Origin of the sequence: Roseibium album (assembly GCF_001404515.1) — a bacterium.
Classification (GTDB): domain Bacteria; phylum Pseudomonadota; class Alphaproteobacteria; order Rhizobiales; family Stappiaceae; genus Roseibium; species Roseibium album.
This window is the reverse complement of sequence record NZ_CXWE01000007.1, coordinates 36387-54555: the sequence shown is the minus strand read 5'-3', so window position 1 is coordinate 54555 and position 18169 is coordinate 36387. Positions and strand designations below refer to the sequence as shown.

Annotated in this window: 15 protein-coding genes; 1 reads left to right on the top strand and 14 read right to left on the bottom strand. The window is 57.2% G+C overall.

The genetic code is table 11. The features are described 5' to 3' along the window. The first annotated feature begins 23 nt into the window (after positions 1 to 23). Entirely contained in the window at positions 24 to 1025 is a 1002-nt protein-coding gene (locus LA5095_RS22695; protein ID WP_055119160.1) for an adenosine kinase, read from the top strand. A 53-nt stretch (positions 1026 to 1078) separates the two neighbouring features. Here LA5095_RS22695 and LA5095_RS22690 read toward each other — a convergent pair whose 3' ends face one another. From LA5095_RS22690 to lnt, 14 genes are all read right to left on the bottom strand, one after another. Further along, complete coding sequence (locus LA5095_RS22690; RefSeq protein ID WP_055119157.1) at positions 1079 to 1699, bottom strand: 2,3-bisphosphoglycerate-dependent phosphoglycerate mutase; 621 nt, start codon at positions 1697 to 1699, stop codon at positions 1079 to 1081. A 22-nt stretch (positions 1700 to 1721) separates the two neighbouring features. Then, positions 1722 to 2534 carry a 4-hydroxy-tetrahydrodipicolinate reductase gene (gene dapB / locus LA5095_RS22685; RefSeq protein ID WP_055119155.1) on the bottom strand — a complete coding sequence of 271 codons (813 nt, stop codon included), beginning with the start codon at positions 2532 to 2534 and terminating at the stop codon, positions 1722 to 1724. A gap of 192 nt (positions 2535 to 2726) precedes the next feature. After that, positions 2727 to 4856, bottom strand: a complete 2130-nt coding sequence (gene pnp, locus LA5095_RS22680; RefSeq protein WP_055119734.1) for a polyribonucleotide nucleotidyltransferase — start codon at positions 4854 to 4856, stop codon at positions 2727 to 2729. 329 nt (positions 4857 to 5185) lie between these two features. Next, entirely contained in the window at positions 5186 to 5455 is a 270-nt protein-coding gene (rpsO, locus tag LA5095_RS22675; RefSeq protein WP_055119153.1) for a 30S ribosomal protein S15, read from the bottom strand. A gap of 540 nt (positions 5456 to 5995) precedes the next feature. Then, positions 5996 to 6940: a tRNA pseudouridine(55) synthase TruB gene (truB, locus tag LA5095_RS22665; RefSeq protein WP_055119148.1), complete on the bottom strand. Its 945-nt coding sequence runs from the start codon at positions 6938 to 6940 to the stop codon at positions 5996 to 5998. A 221-nt stretch (positions 6941 to 7161) separates the two neighbouring features. Then, positions 7162 to 7575 carry a 30S ribosome-binding factor RbfA gene (gene rbfA / locus LA5095_RS22660; protein WP_055119731.1) on the bottom strand — a complete coding sequence of 138 codons (414 nt, stop codon included), beginning with the start codon at positions 7573 to 7575 and terminating at the stop codon, positions 7162 to 7164. 193 nt (positions 7576 to 7768) lie between these two features. Then, entirely contained in the window at positions 7769 to 10510 is a 2742-nt protein-coding gene (infB, locus tag LA5095_RS22655) for a translation initiation factor IF-2 (RefSeq protein WP_055119145.1), read from the bottom strand. A gap of 29 nt (positions 10511 to 10539) precedes the next feature. Next, positions 10540 to 11175 carry an RNA-binding protein gene (locus tag LA5095_RS22650; RefSeq protein WP_029064144.1) on the bottom strand — a complete coding sequence of 212 codons (636 nt, stop codon included), beginning with the start codon at positions 11173 to 11175 and terminating at the stop codon, positions 10540 to 10542. A 91-nt stretch (positions 11176 to 11266) separates the two neighbouring features. Then, entirely contained in the window at positions 11267 to 12922 is a 1656-nt protein-coding gene (nusA, locus tag LA5095_RS22645; protein ID WP_055119729.1) for a transcription termination factor NusA, read from the bottom strand. Between the two features lie 73 nt (positions 12923 to 12995). Next, on the bottom strand, positions 12996 to 13589 hold the full coding sequence (gene rimP / locus LA5095_RS22640) for a ribosome maturation factor RimP (protein ID WP_055119144.1): 594 nt from the start codon (positions 13587 to 13589) through the stop codon (positions 12996 to 12998). 288 nt (positions 13590 to 13877) lie between these two features. Next, entirely contained in the window at positions 13878 to 14564 is a 687-nt protein-coding gene (trmB, locus tag LA5095_RS22635) for a tRNA (guanine(46)-N(7))-methyltransferase TrmB (RefSeq protein WP_055119141.1), read from the bottom strand. A gap of 89 nt (positions 14565 to 14653) precedes the next feature. Beyond that, positions 14654 to 15826 carry a methionine adenosyltransferase gene (gene metK / locus LA5095_RS22630; RefSeq protein WP_055119139.1) on the bottom strand — a complete coding sequence of 391 codons (1173 nt, stop codon included), beginning with the start codon at positions 15824 to 15826 and terminating at the stop codon, positions 14654 to 14656. Between the two features lie 112 nt (positions 15827 to 15938). Then, complete coding sequence (locus tag LA5095_RS22625; protein WP_029064139.1) at positions 15939 to 16343, bottom strand: helix-turn-helix domain-containing protein; 405 nt, start codon at positions 16341 to 16343, stop codon at positions 15939 to 15941. 190 nt (positions 16344 to 16533) lie between these two features. After that, positions 16534 to 18150, bottom strand: a complete 1617-nt coding sequence (gene lnt, locus LA5095_RS22620; protein WP_082442538.1) for an apolipoprotein N-acyltransferase — start codon at positions 18148 to 18150, stop codon at positions 16534 to 16536. Between the last annotated feature and the right edge of the window lie 19 nt (positions 18151 to 18169).

Here is an 18169-nt window from a genome sequence, read left to right as displayed (position 1 = left end):
GGCAGTCGAAAACAGAGGTATTCATGACCGAAGTGAAATTTGATGCGCTATGCATCGGCAATGCTATCTGCGACGTGTTCGCCCATGTCGAGGAAGACTTCCTTGTCCGGGAAAACCTGGTCAAGGGCTCGATGCGCCTGATCGATACGGAAGAAGCCGTACGGCTTTTCGACAAGATGGGACAGACCGTGCGCATTTCCGGCGGGAGCGCCGGCAACACGGCCGCAGGCATTGCCTCTCTGGGCGGCAACCCCGCCTATTTCGGAAAGGTTGCTCAAGACGAACTCGGTGACAGCTACTCTCATGACATGAATGGCACGGGCGTTTATTTCAACACGCCCCGGTTGATCGACGGCAACCCGACCGCTCGCTCCATGATCCTGATCACGCCGGACGGCGAACGGACCATGAATACCTATCTTGGTGCCTGCGTCGAATTCGGCACGTCAGACGTCGACGAGACGGTCGTGGCGGCCTCCGCAGTTACCTACATGGAAGGATATCTGTGGGACCCGGAAGAAGCGAAGAAGGCATTCCTGAAAGCAGCTGACGTCGCCCATGCAAATGGCCGCAAGGTTGCAATCACACTTTCCGATTCATTTTGTGTCGACCGGTATCGAAGCGAATTCCAGGCGCTTTTGACAGACAAGGTCGTCGACCTGATGTTCGCGAACGAACACGAACTCAAGGCGCTCTACGAGACCGGGGATCTGGACACTGCGATTGCGGCGGCACGGGATTCGGGTGCCCTGACCGCCCTTACGCTCGGGGAAAACGGGGCAATGGCGTTTGACCGGAACGAAACAGTGAAAGTGTCCGCGCGGGAGGTCGACAATGTGGTGGACCTGACCGGAGCCGGCGACCTTTTCGCGTCCGGTTTCCTGTTCGGCCTTGCTCGGGACTACAAGCTCGGCGACGCGGCGGAGCTCGGCTGCCTGTGTGCTGCAAACGTGATCAGCCATGTTGGCGCCCGGCCGGAAAAACCCCTGAAGAACGTTGCCGCCCAGGGTGGTTTCGAAGTCTGACACAAAAAAGGCGGTCGCAACGACCGCCTTTTTTCCAAATTTTCCAGTTCAGATCAGTCCGCCAGATCCTGGACACTCAGCACACCGCCATTTTCGTCAATGCGGTAGACGATCGGTGTTCCGGTTCCAAGTTCGCGCTTGAGAATTTCCTCGGGACTCAGGTTTTCCAGTTCCATGATCAGCGACCTGAGAGAATTGCCGTGGGCGGACACGAGCGTGCGTTTGCCCTCCAGCACCCTGGGAAGGATTTCAGACTTGTAGTAGGGCAGAACCCGTTCCGCGGTCATTTTCAGGCTTTCACCGCCCGGAGGCGGGACATCGTAGGACCGCCGCCAGATGTGAACTTGTTCCTCGCCGAACTCCTCGCGGGCCTGGTCCTTGTTCATGCCCGTCAGGTCACCGTAGTCGCGCTCGTTCAGAGCCTGGTCCTTGAGTGTTTCCAGACCGGTCTGGCCAAGTTCTTCCAGCATGATGTCCAGCGTTCTTTGTGCACGCGACAGAACGGACGTGAACGCAATATCGAATGTCAGCTTCAGGTCCCTGAGTTGCTGACCGGCCTTGTGGGCTTCAGTAACTCCCTGCTCCGTCAAACCAGGGTCTTTCCAGCCGGTGAAAAGGTTTTTCAAATTCCATTCGCTCTGCCCGTGGCGGACAAGCACAAGAAGGCGCTCCATGCCTTTCTCCCTAAATTCACTGTTATGCATTGAGGCCGAGAACATCGGCCATCGAATAAAATCCGGGTTTCTGGTCAAATCCCCATAACGCAGACTTCACGGCACCGCGTGCAAACAACTGCCGGTCTTCCGAACGATGGGTCAATTCGATGCGCTCGCCTTCGCCGGCGAAGATGACGGAATGTTCGCCAATGACCGAACCGCCACGTAACGTCGCAAAGCCGATGTCCCCGGTCTTTCTCGGATCCATGATACCGTCGCGTGAGCGAACGGAATGAGACGAGAGGTCTATCCCGCGCCCGTCCGCTGCTGCCTGCCCCAGCAGGAGGGCCGTTCCCGACGGTGCATCGACCTTGTGTTTGTGATGCATTTCAAGGACTTCAATGTCAAAGTCGGAGTCCAGCGCAGCAGCGGCCTTGCGCACAAGGTTCGCAAGCAGATTCACGCCCAGGCTCATGTTGCCCGACTTGATGATGCGTGCATGCCGGGCTGCCGCCTTCAAAGGCTCGTCCTCGCCTTCAGACCAGCCTGTGGTGCCGATGACATGCACAATCCTTGCCTGGGCCGACAATTCGGCGAACCAGAGGCTCGCTTTGGGCGTGGTAAAATCCAGAACACCGTCCGACTGCGCAAAAGCCGCCAGCGGATCATCGGATATGGGAACACCGATATTGCCGACCCCGGCAAGTTCCCCGACATCCTGACCCAGAGATTCAGAGCCTTCCCGCTCAACGCCTGCGACGACCTCGGCTCCTGCCATTTCCGTCACGGCCCGTGTCAGCGCGCGGCCCATCCGACCGCCTGCACCTACGACAACCAAGCGCATTTGCCTCATGCCAGTCCTCTTGTTCGACGTTTGCCAGCGGGTATAGCAGCTTCAACAACAGAGGCAAATGCGTGTTGTTCACCTGCATCTGAGACAGTGTCCGCAAGAAGCCGGTTGACCTGAATTTTTTTCAAAGGCAAGTCCAACAAAAAACGCGCGGGAGAAGCTCTCCCGCGCGTACTTTTTTTATAGAATTGCCGCTTATTCGGCGGCGTTTTCTTTCGGAATTTCCTTGCCGGTTTCCTGGTCGACAACCTTCATGGAAAGGCGAACCTTGCCGCGCTCGTCGAAGCCCATGAGCTTGACCCAGACCTTGTCGCCTTCCTTGACAACATCGGTGACCTTGCCAACCTTCCGCGGGGCAAGCTGGGAAATGTGCACCAGGCCGTCCTTGGCCCCGAAGAAGTTGACGAATGCGCCGAAGTCAACGCACTTGACGACGGTGCCTTCATAGATCACACCCACTTCCGGCTCAGCCGCGATGGAGTTGATCCAGTTGACGGCTGCCTTGATAGCCTTGCCATCTGCAGACGCGATCTTCACGGTACCATCATCTTCGATATTGACCTTCGCACCGGTCTTCTCGACGATTTCACGAATGACTTTACCGCCGGAGCCGATGACTTCACGGATCTTGTCTACCGGGATCTTCATCATTTCGATGCGCGGCGCGTGTTCGCCGAGTTCCGAGCGGGCTTCCGTGATCGCCTTGGCCATTTCACCAAGAATATGGATACGGCCATCCTTGGCCTGACCCAGAGCGACTTTCATGATCTCTTCGGTGATACCGTCGATCTTGATGTCCATCTGGAGCGACGTGATACCGTCCTCGGTACCGGCCACCTTGAAGTCCATGTCGCCAAGGTGATCTTCATCACCAAGAATGTCGGAAAGAACCGCATAACGGTCGCCGTCCTTGATCAGGCCCATCGCAATACCGGCGACCGGCGCCTTGAGCGGCACACCGGCATCCATCAGTGCAAGAGAGGTGCCGCAAACGGTTGCCATCGACGAAGAACCGTTGGATTCGGTGATTTCCGAAACAACGCGAAGCGTATAAGGGAAATCGTGGTGCTGCGGCAGCATCGGATTAATCGCACGCCAGGCCAGTTTGCCGTGACCGATTTCACGGCGTCCCGGCGAACCCATACGACCGGTCTCTCCGACGGAATAGGGCGGGAAGTTGTAGTGCAGCATGAAATGGGACTTCACGGTGCCTTCGAGCAGATCGATGAATTGCTCGTCTTCGCCTGTCCCCAGCGTTGCGACCACAAGTCCCTGGGTCTCGCCACGGGTAAACAGGGAGGATCCATGCGCCCTGGGCAGGATACCGACTTCCGAAGAAATTGCACGGACCGTGGAAAGGTCGCGTCCATCGATACGCGTGCTGGTGTCGAGGATTGCGCCACGAACGATCTCTGCTTCCATCTTCTTGAACTGTTCGCCAAGAACTGTGGACTCAGGTGCTTCACCCTCTGCAGCGTTCGTGATCAGTGCTTCAACTACCTTTGCCTTGGCAGCGTCTACCGCATTCTTGCGGTCGGTCTTTGATGTGATCTTGTAGGCTGCCGAGAGCTCTTCAGCTGCAAGCGACTTGACCTGTTCAAAGAGCGCTGAGTGATCCGGAATGGACAGCTCACGAGGTTCCTTGGCTGCTGTTTCGGCCAGCTTGATGATCGCATCGATGACGGTCTGGAAACCCTTGTGACCAAACATCACCGCGCCGAGCATGGTGTCTTCGTCGAGTTCACTGGCTTCCGATTCAACCATGAGAACAGCGTCATTGGTGCCGGCCACAACAAGGTCCAGAGCGCTTTCCGGCATGTCGTCCACAGGCGGGTTCAGAACGTACTCGCCGTCGATGAAGCCGACGCGCGCGCCGCCGATCGGACCCATGAAGGGAACGCCGGACAACGTCAGTGCGGCGGAAGCTGCAACCAATGCCAGGATGTCCGGTGCGTTTTCCATGTCATGAGACAAAACCGTGATCACGACCTGGGTGTCGTTCTTGTAGCCGTCTGCAAACAACGGGCGGATCGGGCGGTCGATCAGGCGGGAGGTGAGCGTTTCATGCTCCGACGGCCGGCCTTCGCGCTTGAAGTAGCCGCCCGGAATCTTGCCGGCGGCAAAGGCCTTTTCCTGATAGTTCACGGTCAGCGGAAAGAAATCCTGTCCTGCACGCGGCGCCTTCGCGGAAACGACAGTCGCCAGTACCTTGGTTTCGCCATAGGTCGCCATGACGGCGCCGTCGGCTTGACGGGCAACCTTGCCTGTTTCGAGTATCAGCGGCCGTCCGCCCCACTCGACTTCCACACGATGAATATCAAACATCATCTGTCCTTACGTGTTTGCCTGTCCAGTGCTGCTTTCGGTACAGCATCGCGAACAGACACATTCCCGGTCGGCCCCGGATGGGCCGGTTACCGGCGGACAGGTCACGGGCAAGACAACGGGCTGCTTTCAAAGTTCGAATCCGAAAGCGGCCGGCAATCCTGCCCCATGACTTGTCACGAAGCTTCTGTAGAGCGTTTGCGGTCGATTGGAAACGCGCTACTTTTCTTATGCATTTCCGAACCGCAAAACCGGCTTTCGCCTTTGCAGGAAACGCTGTGAATCAAAACGCGGCGGGAACATGCCCACCGCGCTTCGTTTTTCAGACCTTAGCGGCGGATGCCAAGACGCTCGATGAGCGACTTGTAACGTTCCTCGCTCTTGCCGCGCGTGTAGTCCAGAAGGGACCGGCGCTGCGCAACCATCTTCAGAAGGCCGCGACGGGAATGGTTGTCCTTGCCATGCCCTTTAAAATGTTCGGTCAGGTTGTTGATGCGCTCTGTCAGGATCGCTACCTGGACTTCCGGAGAGCCAGTATCGCCTTCCTTCGTCGCAAATTCCTTCATGAGCTCAGCTTTACGCTCTGCTGTAATCGACATCGCTCTTCCTTTCAAAGAGTGGTGGTCCGTTGACCGGACACGTTGAACCGCCGAAATTCCGGCCAGATCCGAATGTTTCCAGAGCCGAGATGTCGTTCAGCAAAGGATCCTTCCGGACGTATTGGACCTTAGTATCCAATGGCGGCGGTATATGGCAGAAAACACGGGGAAAAGCTAGGGAAATCTTTGAACAAAGTGACCAGAAGCATCTCATAGTCCTGGAACTGCGGTGGGGAAAATTATTCCTGCAATTCCGCCTCGATTTCGACCGGCGAAACTCCTGCGCGCACCTAAAGATCCGTCAGACACATCTTCAATGGTTACCTGTCCACGCTCCAGATTGATTTGAACAGCGAACCTGTCGAATTCAAACATCGAAACGTGGTGCGCATTCTGTTTTTCGCTCTTGCAAGGCAGTCCGGCGATCACTGCGAATAGCGCCCGATTGTTCTTCAACAACTAGTGTCTCGCGCTATCTACCAATCATCGCAGTGATGTCCGAAAAAAACCTGAGTATTCCTGGTGCTTCCGATTGCAACGCTACAAGTGAAACACGCGCGTCGGCTGGAAGCGGCCCTTGTCGATCGAGCCGATCGCGACCGGAACATTCGCATGGCTGGCAAAGGCGACGTCCGAATTCAACGGCGCCTCGCGGCCGCGCAACAGCACCGCCATACCCTTGCGGATTTTGGCCGCATCATCCAGCGAAACAGGTATTTCGACAAGCTCGTCCATGGCCTCGCGCACGGGCAAGACAAACTCATTCACCAGGGCGTCCACTCCGGCTCCCTCTTCCAGCTCCTCGGCCATCGCGAGAATTTCGTCAAGCTTGACGAGATCCTGTTCGCCAAACGGACCGACAAGGAGACGGCGAAGTTCGGTAACGTGGCCGCGTGTCCCCAGACGCTGCCCCAGATCACGCGCCAGTGCACGTACATAAGTTCCTTTGCCGCATTCTGCTTCGAACACTGCACGGTCCTCATCAGGGCAGTCGACAAGATCCAGCCGATGCACATCGATCGGGCGGGCCTCGAGCACGACCTCCGCACCGTCACGCGCAAGATCATAGGCGCGTTCACCGGCAATCTTGATCGCCGAAAACTTCGGCGGGACCTGCATGATCGTTCCGGTAAATTCGGCAAGTACAGCTGCGATGGCATCCTCCCCCGGGCGAATTTCCGACGTCGCAATCACTTCACCTTCGGTGTCGTCCGTATCGGTCTCGGCACCCCAGGTCACTTCGAACCGGTAGACCTTGCGGCCATCCATAACGAACGGAACCGTCTTGGTTGCCTCTCCGAAGGCAACAGGCAGCAAGCCCGACGCGCGTGGATCGAGCGTACCCGCGTGACCGACTTTCTGCGGCGAGAAAACCCGCTTGAGCTTGCCGAGTGCTTCGTTCGACGTGATACCGAACGGCTTGTCCAGCGCCAGCCAGCCGTTGATGGGATTCTTTATTCTTTTGACTTGTTTCTGGCGTGCCATGTGTTCGCTTCAAAAACCGGTGAATTGTTCAGGCAGGCATGCCCGACTTGCGATTGTCATTCCCGTTGCCCGTTTGCCATCCCGGTTCGAACCTCGCGAAAGACCGGGGTCCAAAATCGCCTGTTTCAGCAAGGTCAGAAAACCTACAGGCAGAAGGTGTTTACCGGATCTTGGCCTGCACAGGTATGCAACGCCGAACAGCTGCGGTCACATTCGACAAATCAGTCTTCGGCGATCTCGTCGCTTCCCAGATCCCGCGAAACCTCGGGCGAGTGCAGCAGCGTTCCGATACGATCGTCGTCATCAAAACGGGTGTCGAGTATGAAACGCAGGTCCGGCATGTATTTCATCGTCAGCCTGCGGGAAACCTGCCCGCGCAAATACTTGGCGCTCCGATTGAGTGCCTTTTCAACTTTTTCCGCGTTCTTGCCACCCAGCGGCATGACGAGACACGTCGCCACTCTCAGGTCGGGCGTCATGCGCACTTCCGGAATGGTGACGATTGCGCCTTCCAGATCCGGATCGGAGAATTCGCCGCGCGTCAGAATGTCGGACAGTTCCTTGCGCACCGTCTCGCCAACCTTGAGCTGGCGCTGAGACGGGCCACGGTTGTCCTGACCGTGATGTCTAGCCATTTTCTTTGTCCTGTTTGCCGTCATTCCAGACACTTGCAGCCAGGCTGCAGGGTTTTTGAGGAAACCGGCCTATGCTGCGCCAAAGGCGCGGCCAACTAAAAAGAGCGCGCTTTCGCGCGCCCTCAATTCTGGTTTCCGGGTCGGTGTGCGGCAAGAGCCGCACCTTTCCGGAATGAAGAGAGTCTCCCTGGTGTCAGAGCGTTCTTGCGATCTGCTCGACACGGAAACACTCGATGATGTCGCCCGGGCGCATGTCCTGGTACTTGACGAAGTTCATGCCGCATTCCTGACCGGATTCGACCGTCTTGACCTCGTCCTTGAAGCGCTTGAGCGTGCCGAGTTCGCCTTCGTGGATAACCACGTCGTCGCGAATAAGGCGGACATTTGCACCACGTTCGACGACACCCTCCGTGACCAGACAACCCGCCACCTTGCCGACTTTGGAAATATGGAAGATCTCCTTGATCTCCGCATTTCCGAGGAAGGTTTCGCGACGTTCCGGCGACAACAGTCCGGACATGGCAGCCTTGATGTCGTCCACCAGGTCGTAGATCACATTGTAGTAGCGAACCTCGATACCGTCGCGGGACGCCGCCTCACGAGCCTGCTTGTTGGCGCGCACGTTGAACCCGAGGATCGGTGCGTTGGAGGCCGCGGCCAGCGTAATGTCGCTTTCCGTGATCCCGCCAACACCGGACAGCAGGATACGTGCACCCACTTCCTCGGTACCGAGTTCGTGTAGCGCATGTGCTATCGCTTCTGCCGATCCCTGCACGTCTGCCTTCAGAACCAGCGGGAATTCCTTACGGCCGGTCTCCTGAAGACGGTTCATCATCTGCTCAAGAGAGCCGCGGGCACCGGAGGCGACCACAGAGGCCTTCTCTCGGATCTGACGCAGGCGGTAGTCGGTGATTTCACGGGCGCGAGCCTCGTTTTCAACAACAGCCACCTGATCACCTGCGGCAGGTGTTCCCTGGAACCCGAGAACCTCGACCGGCTTGGCCGGACCCGCTTCCTTCACCTGTTTGCCATTCTCGTCGAGCATTGCCCTGACGCGGCCCCACTCGGAGCCGGCTACCAGAATGTCACCAGGCTTGAGCGTACCCTTTTGAACCAGCACCGTCGCAACCGGTCCGCGGCCGCGGTCGAGCTGGGCTTCAATGACGATACCCTCGGCTGTACGTTCAGGATTGGCCTGAAGTTCCAGAACCTCAGCCTGCAGCAGGATCATTTCAAGCAACTTGTCGAGATTGGTTCCATTGAGAGCGGAAACCTCGACATCGATGATGTCACCGCCCATGGATTCCGTGACGAGTTCCTCGCTCAGCAGTTCCGTGCGCACACGGTTCGGATCGGCTCCGGGCTTGTCGATCTTGTTGATGGCAACAATGATCGGTGCTTCGGCCGCCTTGGCGTGCGCAATCGCTTCCTTGGTCTGCGGCATGACGCCGTCATCGGCAGCTACTACGAGAATGACGATATCGGTCGATTTCGCGCCGCGGGCACGCATCTGCGAGAACGCAGCGTGGCCCGGAGTATCGATGAAGGTGATCTTCTGACCATCCTGATCGACCTGATAGGCACCGATATGCTGCGTGATGCCGCCGGCTTCACCTGTAACGACCTTGGATTTGCGGATCGCGTCGAGCAAGGATGTCTTGCCGTGGTCGACGTGCCCCATGATCGTCACGACCGGCGGACGTGATTGCAGTGTCGATGTGTCATCTTCCTGCGTGAAGAGACCCTCTTCAACATCCGCCTCGGAAACGCGCTTGACCGTATGGCCCATCTCTTCCGCGATCAGTTCTGCCGTATCGGCGTCGATCACGTCGTTGATCTTGAGCATCTGGCCCTGCTTCATCAGCAGCTTGATCACATCCACGGCACGCTCAGCCATACGGTTGGCGAGTTCCTGGATCGTAATTGCTTCAGGCAGTGTGACTTCGCGCGAAATTTTTTCGCGAACAACCTGCTGCTGACCACGCTTGGCCTTTTCCTGACGGCGGCGCATCGACGCAAGAGAGCGTGCACGCTGTCCGTCATCGCCTCCCGTTGCCGCGGAAATCGTTAGTTTCGAACGGCGGCGGTCGTCACCAGCGCGCGGGCGCGTGGTCGGCGTCGGCGCCTGCTTGGGCCGTTTGACAGAGCGCAAGCCCTTGTTCGCGCGATCGTCTTCCGGTGCCGCAGGCTGTGCTTCGGGTTTGGGACGTGGCGACGGCGCGGTCTTGCGCTTGCCCATGTCATCCAGGCTACGCGGTTTGTTGCCGTTGGATGGAGCAGGTCTGCGCTGAGCTTCCCTGCCGGCTGCTGCCGCTTTTTGGGCATCAGCACCGGCTGGTTCGCGTTGCTCGGCGTCACCGGGAGCTTCAGCACTTGCTGGCTCCGCCTTGGCCTTTTCCTCGGCATGACGCGCTTCTTCAGCTTCGCGCTGTGCACGCTCTTGCGCCTCTACCTTGGCACGTTCTTCTTCTTCCGCCTGGCGCTGCGCAGCTTCCACTGCCCTGCGCTTTTCGTCCTCTTCGCGCTGCTTGCGCTCGACAACTTCCCGTTCCTTGGCCATCTGAAGCGCAGCAGCACGGGCCGCAGCTTCTTCCTTGGTCAAGGTGCGCAGCACGTTGCCGTTACCCTTCTGGCGCTGACCAGAGGCAGCGCGGCGGGCCTGCTTGGCTGCCTGCGGGTCGGGTTGTTGCGGCTTGCGCGGAGCTTCGGAGGGTTTTTCAAGACGCTGTGTCGTCGGCGCGGGCGCTTCCGGTTTCGGGTCCTGACCCGGAATTACAACACGGCGCTTCTTCTTCTCCACGACGACGGCCTTCGACCGGCCATGCGAAAAAGATTGCCGAACAGTTCCCTGATCGCCGCCCCCACGCTTAAGGCCAAGAGTCTTGCCACGCTCAACGCTGATAGTTTTGTCGCCCGGATTTTTCGTATCGCTCATATTGCCTTCAGTCCTGCGCAACCGCCCTGCTATGCGTTGCTCTGTTCGTCGCTTGCTGCGGAATACCCGCGAAAACGCTCCATGTCACGCACTCGTGCCAGAAAGTTTTCACTCGCTTGTCCCGCAAGCAGTGCAGCATGTATCACATTTGACCGGCCCAATGCCAAATCCAATTGGGTCGAATCGAACAAACGGACGATTTGGCATCCGTTTGCCAGTTCTTCTCTGCCAGCAGCTACTGCCGCCAGCTTGCGTATTCCATCCCCGGCAGCATCCGAGGCATGGATCAGCCCAACAACGGCGTCGCGCCGCAAGGCTGCTTCAACCTTTGCGTAGCCAGTGACGAGTTCGCCGGCCTTGCGCGTCATGGAAAGCGCCTGTAGCGCCACCCTTTGCAGAAGCGCATCCACGCGATCCGCCAGTCCGGTTTCGATCAGGGCCTCACTCTTGAACCCCCGGCCGAACACCTTCTTCCGGCTTTTCTCGGCAGCAGCGACACTTTCCATTGTCGCCGTTACCCAAACACCGCGTCCCGGGAGCGTCCGCTTCAGGTCCGGAACCACCTGCCCTTCGGGGTCAAGCACGAACCGGATCAGCGAACTAACGGGTTGAACCTCCCTTGTCACGGCACATTGCCGCTCGGTGGGTTCATTCTTCCTCGGCACGCAGCCACTCCTTCAGATCAATCGACCGTTGTCCGATTTCGTTCAACTAACAGCCGATCGACACAAATTCCCAAAAAAGGCGCAGTCGTTATCAGCCGTTCAGAATAGCGCCGCTCGGTGCTTCTTCTTCTGGCAACTCGACGACCTCTTCCACTTCCTCTTCGATTTCTTCCGCTTCGGCTGCCATCGCTGCGAGCTCTTCCTCGGTAATCCAGCCAGCTGCAAGACGCGCCGCCATTACCATGTTTTCAGCATCAACGCGAGACACGTCTGAACCGGACAACGCTCCTTCGAAACGTTTGGTTTCGCCATCCTTGCGCTCTGTCCAGCCGACAAGGTCGTCTGCCGCACAACCGGCGAGGTCTTCCATCGACTTGATGTCTTCCTTGCCGAGGGCGACCAGCATCGCTGTCGTAAGACCGTCAATCGAACGGAGTTCGTCTGACACTCCCAGTTCGATCCGCTCCTCATCTAGCTTGGCTTCCAATTCGCCGAGATAGTCGCGCGCACGCGCCTGGATCTCAACGGCAGTATCATCGTCGAAACCCTCGATCATGGAAATTTCCTCAATCTCCACGTAGGCGACTTCTTCAACGGACGTGAAGCCTTCGGTTGCCAGCAACTGGCCAACCATCTCGTCCACGTTGAGCGCTTCCATGAAGAGCTGTGAGCGTTCGAGGAATTCTTTCTGGCGCCGGTCCGACTCTTCCTGCTCGGTCATGATATCGATCGCCCAACCCGTCAACTGGGAGGCGAGACGCACATTTTGACCACGGCGACCGATCGCAAGCGACAATTGGTCATCGGGTACGACAACTTCAATACGCTCGGCGTCTTCATCCAGAACAACCTTTGCGACTTCCGCCGGCTGAAGTGCATTGACGATGAAGGTCGCTGCTTCGTCGTTCCAGGGAATGATATCGATTTTCTCACCCTGCAGCTCACCGACAACCGCCTGAACGCGGCTACCGCGCATACCGACACAGGCCCCGACAGGGTCGATGGAAGAGTCCTTCGAAATCACCGCGATCTTCGCGCGTGACCCTGGATCGCGGGCAACCGACTTGATCTCGATAACGCCGTCATAAATTTCCGGCACTTCCTGTGCAAACAGCTTTGCCATGAATTGCGGGTGGGTGCGGGAGAGGAATATCTGCGGTCCACGCTGTTCGCGGCGCACATCATAAATGAATGCGCGAATGCGATCACCGGTCCGGAAGATCTCACGCGGGATCAGTTCATCCCGGCGCACGATGCCTTCGCCACGGCCCAGATCGACAATGACATTGCCGTATTCAGCACGTTTCACAACACCGTTGATGACGTCACCGACGCGGTCCTTGAATTCATCGAACTGACGGTCGCGCTCGGCCTCGCGCACTTTCTGAACAATCACCTGTTTGGCGGATTGTGCGGCAATACGACCAAAATCGAGCGGTGGCAGCGGTTCGGCGATGAAATCGCCAAGACTGGCTTCCGGGTTCCGTACCAGTGCATCGGCGAGAGAAATATCGGTCGACACATTTTCAACCGCTTCAACAACCTGCAAAAGGCGCTGCAAACGGATCTCACCGGTCTTCGGATTGATCTCAGCGCGCACTTCGGTTTCCGTGCCGTAGCGGGAGCGGGCTGCCTTCTGGATCGCATCTTCCATCGCGTTGATCACGATCATCCGGTCGATCGACTTCTCCCGGGCAACCGCATCAGCAATTTGCAGCAGTTCCAGCCGGTTCGCGCTGATTGCCATATTCCACTCCTCTTGCGCCAGGTTCGTGCCTTGGTCTTTTTGGCGCATTTCTTTTCGCCGCTAAGCCGGATGCCTAGTTGGGCGCGTTGTCCTGTGTCAGGTCATCTTCCTGGCCTCGGGCTGCAAGCGCAGCCTTTTCCGCCTGAAGAGCCGCGGTAATCAATTCGTCGGTGAGAACAAGCTTGGCCTCTCCGATGTTCTCCAATGGCAGAGACACCGTTTCGTCCTCACCTTCGCGCGCGTCGGGCAGGCGAACTTTCGCCGCGCCGGCAGCAGCGCCGAGCAAGGTTCCCCGGAATCGCTTCCGGCCATCAAGCATGACGGCCATTTCCACTTTCAACTCATGTCCGGACCAGCGATCAAAATCACCAGCACGCACGAGCGGGCGGTCAATTCCAGGAGAAGAAACTTCCAGATGATAGGCCCGATTGATCGGGTCCTCGACGTCAAGTGCAGGGGACACGGCACGGCTGACTGATTCACAATCCTCAACCGTCATCGTGCCATCCGGGCGTTCAGCCATGATCTGAAGCGTGCAGCCATTGGCCGCGCTGATCTTGGTGCGCACAAGACGAAAGCCGAGATCCTCGATCACCGGCTCAACAATTGCGGCAACACGGGCATCAAGGCCCTGCTCCGTAACAATTCTCGGTTCGTGTGCGCTCACACTTGGCTCCTGTCAAAACCGTTTCCGGTCATTAGCATCAGATGCGCCGTTCATCGGTCTACATAAGGCTATCCTGCTTGGTTCGTACGTTCCCGGCCTGTGCTTAAGCAAAAAAGAGCGGGTCCCCGGCGGGCCCACTCTCAAAACGCTCTGATTAAGCCGTTTGAGGTGAAACACGGGCTGTATAACGCCAAAGGCAGTCTGAAAGCAAGTCTCCTGCATCGAATCCGCAAAAGAACTTTTCCGGTCTCTGGACGCGGGCAGTTTCCCGGGAGTTTTCGCGTTGCGTCAGGTGCGCAGGAAAGTCAGATAGCGCCCTGCACGGCCCTCGCGGATCGCCTTGGCTTCATACCGGGTTCCCGGCCAGTCATGCCAGGGCGTTTTCCAGTCGGCTGCGGTCTCGGCACGCCAATCGAAAGCATGGTGGTCCCGGCAGTGGCGCAAGGTCCAGTCGATATAGGTGTCAATGTCACTGGCAAAGCGGAATTCACTTCCATGTTTCAACACGCGAGCGTAGCGGTCCAGATTCTGCGGGTTGATGAATCTGCGCTTCCAGTGCCGCTTTTTTGGCCAGGGATCCGGGTAAAGCTGATAGGCCAGGTCCAGCGACGACCGAGGGAGCCAATCCAACACATTGACGGCATCGTCATCATAAAGCCTGACGTTTTGCAGACCTTCCTCGACCACCGCAACAACCGCTTTTGCCATGCTGCCGACAAACGGCTCGATACCGATAAACCCCGTTTCGGGGCTGGTGCGCGCCCTGTGCAGCAAATGCTCTCCGCCGCCGAAACCTACTTCGAGGCAGGTATCCTTTACATCTGCCTCAAACAGATCCCTGAGATCTGCAGGAGCAGAACGGTCCAGATCGAGGATCAGGCGCGGCAGCTCATTTTCCATAAGCGCCTCGCGGCGCGGGCTCAACGGCTTGCCCTTGCGGCGGCCGAAAAAAGAACCTTCGTAGCGGTCGGTCATCTCAATACAAGCTGTATCTTAAAGCAGCAGATCGCCGGCACGAAACCGGCGATCTGATTGTTCGGGATCTCGATGCGTCTTGAAGGGATTTACCCAGCAAGCGGACGCAGAGTGTCAACAAGATCCGTTTTTTCCCAAGAGAACCCACCGTCGGCATCCGGTTGACGGCCAAAATGGCCGTAAGCAGCAGTGCGCTCATAAATCGGTTTGTTGAGGTTCAGATGCTCTCGAATACCACGCGGACTCAAACCCATGACATCGCGAAGCGTTGACTCAAGTCTGGCTTCGTCGCAGCGGCCCGTTCCGTGCAGATCGACATAGACCGAAAGCGGTTCGGACACGCCAATCGCGTAGGACAACTGAATGGTGCAACGGTCAGCCAGATCCGCAGCGACAACATTTTTCGCAAGGTATCGCGCAGCATAGGCTGCAGACCGGTCAACCTTTGTCGGGTCCTTGCCGGAAAAGGCACCGCCGCCATGCGGTGCAGCGCCACCATACGTGTCGACGATGATCTTGCGGCCGGTAAGTCCGGCATCACCATCGGGGCCGCCAATGACGAAAGCGCCCGTCGGGTTCACGTGCCAGGCAGTTTCACCGGTGATCCAGCCATCTGGAAGCGCTGTGCGAATATAGGGCTCAACAATCCTGCGAACATCTTCAGATGTCAGCGCGGGATCCAGGTGCTGTGTCGACAGAACAATCGATGTTGCCGCAACAGGGACACCGTTCTCGTAGCGAACCGTTACCTGACTTTTTGCGTCCGGGCCGAGAACCGGCTCCTTGCCGGACTTTCGTGCATCAGCCAGAAGACTCAAGATTCTGTGGGAGTAGAGGATCGGAGCCGGCATCAGTTCTTCGGTCTCGCGGCAAGCGTACCCGAACATGATGCCCTGGTCGCCAGCGCCCTCATCCTTGTTGCCACCAGCATCAACGCCCTGCGCGATGTGCGCCGATTGCGCATGGAGATGAACCGCGACATCGCAGTTCTCCCAATGGAAGCCATCCTGCTCATATCCGATATCCTTGACGGCCATACGGGCAAGATGAGCGATGTAATCGTTGGTAATGCTTGCCGGGCCGCGCGTCTCACCGGCAACCACGATGCGATTGGTGGTTGCCAGGGTTTCACAGGCAACGCGCGCTTCAGGCATTTCCTTGAGATAAGCGTCAACAACTGCATCTGAAATGCGGTCGCAGACTTTGTCCGGATGTCCTTCGGACACGGATTCAGATGTAAACAGGTAATTCTGACGTGCCATTGGCGATCGTCCTTCTGGGAATGAATATAGCTGAAGCGGCAAATGACATCGCCGCTTCAGGTGCATCAATCTTAGAAGTTTTTCGCTGCGTCAAGCGTATTGTGCAAAATTCTCAGTCGTCACCGCCAAGAGAACGCACAAGATCGACGATCCGGCGTCGCACCTTGGGATCTTCAATACGTACAAAAGCTTTGTTCAGTGACAGACCTTCGGACGACGACAGGAAATCAACCACATAGGATGTGGGCTGCGTCTCTCCAAAGCCTTCCGCTTCCTCAGGTGTCCCCGGTGCATCCTCGAAGAAGAAGGAAACCGGCACTTTCAGAACAGTCGCAATGTGCTGCAGGCGGCTGGCGCCAATACGGTTCGTGCCTTTTTCGTATTTTTGTATTTGCTGGAAGGTGATGCCTAGGCTTTCACCCAGTTTTTCCTGACTCATGCCGAGCATCATCCGCCTGAGGCGAACACGGCTGCCGACGTGTATGTCAATTGGATTTGGTGATTTCTTACTGGGCATTTACGTCGCTCTTTCTTTTTCTCTTGGCGAATGTCCGCTCGTTTTCGTCTGTACAAGCATCTCCAAGTCCTCCCACGAGACCCAAGAGAATAAAGCGAGCCCGCAACCCCTCACTTGCACATGAATCAACCTTCAATCGGCGATTTCACGGTTGTATCACACTTTAATCACTCAACTCAAACAAAAAAAATCAATTTTTACGCGAGTAGCGGTTGTATTTTGAAGTACCCGCAAATACCACAAGTGTTATTGAAATAAACAACACTGGAAGATCGCCAAAACTGCCGTAGAGGGTTTTGCCAAAACTCTGTGGAAGCTTTGCATCGACAACACCTCGCTCGAATATTACCAACTCGTTAACAACAGCCCCCCTGCCATCAACAACCGCCGAAATACCCGTATTTGCGGCTCTTACAAGGGGAAGTCCCGTTTCGACGGCTCTCATGCGCGCCTGGGCAAAATGCTGGTAAGGACCTGGTGTCCGACCAAACCAGGCGTCGTTGGTCACATTCAAGAGGAAGGACGGTTCTGCGGATTCCCCCGCGCCAACCCCCGGAAAAATCGCTTCATAGCAAATCAGGGGTAGAAAACTGAAACTATCGGAAGTGGACAGTACACGCTGCTGATAGCCGGCTTGGAAACCATCCATCGGACCTGCAAGATTGGTAATTCCGATTCTTTCCAGCAAAGGTTTGAGCGGGACAAATTCCCCAAATGGAACCAACCGGACCTTGTCGTAAAGGCCTTTTACCGTGCCGTCGCCAGCTACGACAAAGACGCTATTGAAGTATTCAATGCCTTTGTCCCCTGTCTCTGCCCGAACGGCGCCGGTTACAAGTTCCGTGTTCTCACCAAGCGCCAGACCGATGCGAAAGAGAGCACCCGGTTCCTGCGTCAGGAGAAAGGGAAGGGCCGATTCGGGCCAGACGACCAGTCGCTGCTGACCGACCCGGGCGTCACCGCCAAGCGGCGCTTCGGTCATGTCCAGATAGGTTTGAAAAATCTCTTCCTTGAGGTCCGGTCGCCACTTGTCCTTCTGATCGATCGCGGGCTGTACTATCCGGATATCAAGCGCGGTGTTCTGCGGCTCAACCGACCAGACCCGCAGCGACCCATAGACCATGACGACAACAAAAGCCGCTGAAGCAACCAGGATGGCATTGATGCGCTTGTGAAACGGTTTTGCATCGGCAAGCATTGCAGGAGCGGCGCCAATTGCGATGACCAGAAAGGTCAACCCGTAGATGCCGAACAGACTTGCGACCTGAACAAGTACCAGATAGTCCGAAACGCCATAGCCAAATGCATTCCACGGAAATCCCGTCAGAAAATGGCCACGACCCCAGTCTGCCAGTGTCAGACAGGCTGCGAGTAACAGTATGCGGCTGAACCGATCGCTCCAGAAAACAGCAGCAAGGGCGACACCTGCGGCCGTGAAAAGCGCAAGTCCGGCCGGCATCGCAACGACGGCGAAAGGCATGAGCCAGGCAAAACGATCGGCTTCCACGAGAAAGGCAGCGCCGATCCACCAAAGGCCGGACAGGAAATAACCAAAGCCAAACAACCAGCCCAGCGCGAACCCGGCCCGTGCTCTTGCCCGCCTTTGCCCGCTTCCCGGTTCCAGCGCACCGTCCAGCATCCACACCAGGCCCGGTAAGGTGATCAGCAACACGGGGGAAACATCGTAGGGTGGCAGGGCGAAAGCTGTGAGCGCACCGCAAATCAGGCAAAGGAAACGTCGCGGCCATCCCCAAGCCAGCAAAAACGTGTTTGGAAAGACAGACAGTTTTTGCGCTAACCAGTTCATTGATACCGATCCCCAAGCC